At 64.5% G+C, this 5,299-nt stretch carries 4 protein-coding genes and 1 pseudogene; 2 read left to right on the top strand and 3 right to left on the bottom strand.

Annotation, left to right across the window (positions count from 1 at the left end; translation table 11 throughout):
* Nucleotides 1–47 precede the first annotated feature (47 nt).
* Genes plsY through EN991_RS22245 form a run of 3 tightly spaced genes read right to left on the bottom strand, consistent with a single transcriptional unit; the run spans nt 48 to nt 2,938 of the window.
* Nucleotides 48–635 carry a glycerol-3-phosphate 1-O-acyltransferase PlsY gene (plsY, locus tag EN991_RS22255; RefSeq protein WP_013531796.1) on the bottom strand — a complete coding sequence of 196 codons (588 nt, stop codon included), beginning with the start codon at nt 633–635 and terminating at the stop codon, nt 48–50.
* Nucleotides 636–695: 60 nt separating this feature from the next.
* Entirely contained in the window at nt 696–1,982 is a 1,287-nt protein-coding gene (locus EN991_RS22250; RefSeq protein WP_127369566.1) for a dihydroorotase, read from the bottom strand.
* The gene (locus EN991_RS22245) at nt 1,979–2,938 is read right to left on the bottom strand and encodes an aspartate carbamoyltransferase catalytic subunit (protein ID WP_013531794.1); all 960 of its coding nucleotides are present in this window, start codon (nt 2,936–2,938) and stop codon (nt 1,979–1,981) included. The genes EN991_RS22250 and EN991_RS22245 overlap by 4 nt, the downstream gene beginning before the upstream one ends.
* 193 nt (nt 2,939–3,131) lie before the next feature.
* On the opposite strand from EN991_RS22245, the gene EN991_RS22240 reads away from it, so the two are divergent.
* Both EN991_RS22240 and EN991_RS22235 read left to right on the top strand, forming a co-directional pair.
* A complete protein-coding gene (locus EN991_RS22240; RefSeq protein WP_127369565.1) occupies nt 3,132–4,760 on the top strand; it encodes a DNA alkylation response protein in 1,629 nt (542 codons plus the stop codon).
* A 194-nt stretch (nt 4,761–4,954) separates the two neighbouring features.
* Nucleotides 4,955–5,299 (top strand): annotated as a pseudogene (locus EN991_RS22235) (hypothetical protein); the annotation flags it as partial.

The raw sequence follows: 5,299 nt of genomic DNA, 5'->3' as shown, positions 1-5,299 counted from the left end.
GCTCAGCCGCTGCCGGTCGCTGAGGCGCGGCCCGGCGGTCGGCTCGCTCATCCCTTGGCTCCGATCTTGCCCTCGGTGCCGGCAAGCAGGCGCGAAATGTTTTCCCGGTGCTTGATGAAAACGATGACGCTCATCACCACGAACAATCCGGCAATTTGCGGCGTGCTCAGGACATAGAGGGCGATCGGCACGATGACCGCCGCCGTCAGCGCCGCAAGCGAGGAATAACGGAAGAGGAATGCCATCACCAGCCAGACGACGGCGAAGATCAGCGCTACCTGCCAGGCAAGGCCGATCAGCACGCCGAGATAGGTGGCGACGCCCTTGCCGCCCTTGAAGCCCAGCCATACCGGGAAGAGATGACCGAGAAAGGCGCCGAGACCGGCCCAGATCGCCAGGTCAGGCGCGAAATAGCCAGCAATCAGCACGGCGGCCGTGCCCTTCAGCACGTCGAGCAACAGCGTCGCCGCGGCTAGGCCCTTGTTGCCGGTGCGCAGAACATTGGTGGCGCCGATGTTGCCCGAGCCGATCTGGCGCACATCGCCAAGGCCGGCCGCGCGGGTGAGCAGAAGCCCGAACGGAATCGAGCCCAGGAGATAGCCGAACACAAGCGATGGGATGAGGCTGTAAGTCATTGTTTCCCCCGCATTTCCCCCAGTTTGGCCGGATCAGGCGCGGTGCGCGGGTTGTCCGGCTCAGACGGAGAGCACTGTGCGGCCCGCAACCAGAGTTTGCAAGACCTTGCCTTGCAGGCGCGCACCTTCGAAACAGGTGTTTTTTGAGCGCGAACGAATGCCGCTTTCGCTGACGATCCAGGGTTCGTCGAGGTCGACAAGCGCAAGATCGGCGACAGCGCCGGGCTTCAGCGTGCCACCGGGCAGTCCGAACAGTTTTGCCGGGGCCGTGGACAGGGTCTCGATCAGCCTCAGCAACGGCACGTCGCCATTGTGGTAGAGCCGCAAGGCCGCGCCCAGCAGCGTCTCCAACCCGATGGCGCCGGCCGCCGCATCGGCGAAGGGCAGGCGCTTGGTGTCGACATCCTGCGGATCGTGCGAGGAGACGATGACGTCGATCGTACCGTCCCTGACCGCCTCGATCATCGCCAGCCGGTCTTCCTCGGCACGCAATGGCGGCGTCAGGCGAAAGAAGGTGCGGTATTCGCCGACATCGTTTTCATTGAGCGACAGATTGTGGATCGCCACGCCCGACGTCACCGTCGCCCCGTCGGCCTTGGCACGCGTTACAGCGTTTGCCGCCATCGCCGTCGAGATCTTCGCCGCATGGTACGAACCGCGCGTCAGCCGCGCCAGCGCAAGGTCGCGTTCCAGCGGGATGGATTCGGCCTCGCGCGGAATGCCGGAAAGGCCGAGCCAGCTGGCGTAGAGGCCTTCATTCATCACGCCGGATGAACCGAGGTCCGCATCCTGCGTCTCATGCACGATGGTGGCGCCGAAGTCGCGCGCATAGGTCAGCGCGCGGCGCATCACCAGCGCACTCGATATGGTGTGGCGGCCATCGGTGAAGGCGACCGCGCCGGCTTCGCGCAGCAGGCCGAACTCGGTCATCTCGCGCCCGTCGAGGCCCTTGGTGATCGCCGCTGCCGGAAAGACGTTGACGATAGCCGTGTCTTTCGCGGTGCGCAGCACGAACTCGACCAGCGCCACATTGTCGATCACTGGGTCGGTATCGGGCATCATGACGATGGAGGTGACGGCGCCAGCCGCCGCCGCGACACTCGCCGACGCAATGGTTTCGCGATGCTCGCCGCCCGGTTCGCCGATGAAGACGCGGCCATCGACCAGGCCTGGAATGATCGCCTTGCCGGCGCAGTCGATTATGGTGGCGCCCTCGGGCGCGCCCTGGTTGAGCGCTGCCTTGCCGGCGGCAACGATCTTGCGGCCATCGACGATGACGGCGCCGATCTCGTCGATGCCGCGCGAGGGGTCGACGATGCGGGCGCGCTCAAAGACCGTTATGCTCATGCGCCGCGGCCCTCTTGGTTGCGACGGGGATCGAGCAGCGCTTCCATGACCGCCATGCGCACAGCAACGCCCATTTCGACCTGTTCCTGGATGACGCTTTGCGGGCCGTCGGCGATTTCCGAAGCGATCTCGACGCCACGGTTCATCGGTCCGGGGTGCATCACCAACGCGTCGTCTTTGGCCGCCTTCAGTTTTTCCGCATCGAGGCCGAAATAGCGGAAATACTCGCGCACCGAAGGCACGAAGGCGCCTTCCATGCGCTCGCGCTGCAGGCGCAGCATCATCACCACATCGGCGTCCTTGAGGCCTTCGGCCATCGAACGGGTGACGATGACGCCCATCTTCTCGATGCCAGTGGGCAGCAGCGTCGACGGCGCAACGACGCGCACCTGCGCGCCGAGCGCGTTGAGCAGCATGATGTTGGAGCGCGCCACGCGCGAATGCAGGATGTCGCCGCAGATCGCCACGATCAGCTTCGACAGCGGGCCTTTGGCGCGGCGGATGGTCAGCGCGTCGAGCAGCGCCTGTGTCGGGTGCTCATGCGCGCCGTCGCCGGCATTGACGACGGAGCAGCCGACCTTCTGCGCGAGAAGCGCGGCCGCACCGGCCGACTGGTGGCGGATGATCAGTATGTCGGGCCGCATGGCATTCAGCGTCATCGCCGTGTCGATGAGCGTTTCGCCCTTCTTCACCGAAGAGCTTGCCACCGACATGTTCATGACATCGGCGCCAAGCCGCTTTCCGGCCAGTTCGAACGACGACTGCGTGCGCGTCGAGGCTTCATAGAACAGGTTGATCTGTGTGCGGCCGCGCAGCGTCGAGGTTTTCTTCTCGGACTGCCGCGAGATCGCGACCGCCCGGTCCGCCCTGTCGAGCAACAGCTCGATGTCGGCAGGGGAAAGGTCGCGGATGCCCAGAAGATGGCGATGAGGATAGGGGGACGAAGCGTCGGTCATCTCAAGGGGCTGCTATAGGGTGGAGACTTTGCGGCTGCAAGCGCCAGCTTTGCATTGGAGCCGTTCTCCTCATTTTTTTCGTGTAGACGGCCGATTGTATCGGCCGGTATTTTCATCGCGCGCGCTGCATGGCTTGGCTATATCTAGCCGACAGCCTCGGATTCGTGGCTTTCTGACGATAGAAGGATTGGGCGTGACCGACGACGTGACGAACCAGCCGCCGCCGCTGACGGGCGGCAACGCCTGGCGGGGCGATCCGTTGCTGATCCAGCTCGCGGAGCGTTTTTCCGATCCGGTGCGCCGGGAACTCGACGGTCTCGGCCGTTTCGTGCTGACGCAGGAGGCGCAGGAACTGGCGCGCCTCGCCAATGTCGAGACGCCGAAGCTGAGGACGCATGATCGCCAAGGACGGCGCATCGACGTGGTCGAGTTCCATCCCGCCTATCACGCCTTGATGCGCCGCTCCGTGGCCAATGGGCTGCATTCCTCGGTGTGGGAAAACGGCGACACCGAGATCGGCCGCCGCCATCAGGTCCGTGCCGCCCGGTTTTATCTGACGGCGGAGCTCGAGACCGGGCATCTGTGCCCCATCACCATGACCAACGCTTCGCTAGCGGCCTTGATGGCCAGCCCGAAACTGTTTCGTGAATGGGCGCCGCGCGTGACGACGCGCAAATATGACCAGAGCCAAAAGCCGCCGGTCGAGAAAACCGGGCTGACGCTCGGCATGGGCATGACCGAGAAACAGGGCGGCACCGATGTGCGCGCCAATGTGACGAGGGCGGAACGCGCCGGCAGCGGTTTTTATCGTCTGACCGGGCACAAATGGTTCATGTCGGCGCCGATGTCGGATGCCTTCCTGGTGCTGGCGCAGGCGCCGGAGGGGCTGTCGTGCTTCCTCGTACCGCGCGTTCTCGGTGACGGCTCGGGCAACGGCTTCCGCTTCCAGCGGCTGAAGGACAAGCTCGGCAACCGTTCCAACGCATCCTCCGAAGTCGAATTCGTCAATGCCATCGGCGAGATGGTCGGCGAACCCGGTGCCGGTGTGAAGACGATCATGGACATGGTGACGCTCACCCGGCTCGATTGTGCCATCGCCTCGTCGGCGATCATGCGCGCGGGCCTCGCCGAGGCCGTTCATCATGCCCGCCATCGTCAGGTGTTCGGTTCGACCCTGATCGAGCAGCCGTTGATGCAGCGCGTGCTGGCCGACATGGCACTCGATGTCGCCGCCGCCACCGCACTGTCGTTCCGGCTGGCGCGGTCCTTCGACGAGGCGGCCAGCGACCGCGGTGAAGCGGCGTTTGCCCGCGCCATGACGCCGGTCGTCAAATACTGGGTCTGCAAGATCGCGCCGCCTTTGCTCTATGAGGCGATGGAGTGCCTCGGCGGCAATGGCTATGTCGAGGAGGCGCCGCTCGCCCGCTATTATCGCGAGGCCCCGGTCAACGCGATCTGGGAGGGCTCGGGCAATGTCATGGCGCTCGACGTGCTGCGCGTGCTTGGCCGTGCGCCCGGCCTGTTCGAGGATGTGCTGGCCGGCATCGACCGCGATCTCGGCGCCGGCGGACGCGGCACGATCGGCGTGCTGAAGGCGGCGATGCAGGTCGCTACAACCGACGAAGGTTCGGCTCGGCTGCTCACCGAGCAGCTGGCTCTGTCGGCTGCGGCGGCAGAATTGCGCCGTCTGGGGGCAGGGCGGATCGCCGACGCTTTCGTCGAGACGCGATTGGCCGGCCAATGGCGCAACACCTATGGCATGATCGATTCGCGCCACGATGCACGCATGATCATCGACACGCTCTATCCGCCGGTGAACTGAGCCGCGAGCATCGCAAAAACCGGCGCCATCCACAGTTTTGAGGCGTTGGTCCGTATCCTCTCGCATATGGCTAATTTCCGTTAACCTTAACAAATGGTTTCCGTTGCGATGGCGAGCGGCAAGGCCCACTGTCCCGGCGCAAGCAGGCAATGGTTCAGATTGGCCGTCTCCTGCTTTGCGAAGCAGGAACACCGATGCGACAGGTACTGACCTCTTTTCTGACCTTGCACTGGACGATTGTTTTCGCCCTGCTTGCGCTCATCTGCATCGACGGAAACCGTGGTGTGGCGGCGGCGCTCGGCGTGATCGGTGCCACAATCGAGGGTACCCGCTTCGTCAACCTCGACAATTTCGTTGTCGTGGCGCCGCTTGCCACCGCATTGCTGGTCGTCGCGGTTCTGTTTTTCTGGGCCTTTGTCGAAGCCCTGGTCAACGACGCGACCAGCCCGGACGCCGACAGCGTTGCCCGCATCGCCTTCATCTGCGCGTCCGGCGTGTTGTCGCTGATCGTCATCGGGGGTGCTGCGCAAGGCATAAAC

It is taken from the genome of Mesorhizobium sp. M7A.F.Ca.US.005.03.2.1, assembly GCF_003997795.1.
Lineage (GTDB): Bacteria > Pseudomonadota > Alphaproteobacteria > Rhizobiales > Rhizobiaceae > Mesorhizobium > Mesorhizobium ciceri.
The sequence above is the reverse complement of the archived record's forward strand: the minus strand, read 5'-3'. Positions and strand labels throughout refer to the sequence as shown.

What these genes read in the sequence shown, in the direction of transcription:
- EN991_RS22250 (WP_127369566.1), bottom strand. Translation starts at nt 1,982, where the DNA reads ATGAGCATAACGGTCTTTGAGCGCGCCCGCATCGTCGACCCCTCGCGC.
- EN991_RS22245 (WP_013531794.1), bottom strand. Translation starts at nt 2,938, where the DNA reads ATGACCGACGCTTCGTCCCCCTATCCTCATCGCCATCTTCTGGGCATC.
- plsY (WP_013531796.1), bottom strand. Translation starts at nt 635, where the DNA reads ATGACTTACAGCCTCATCCCATCGCTTGTGTTCGGCTATCTCCTGGGC.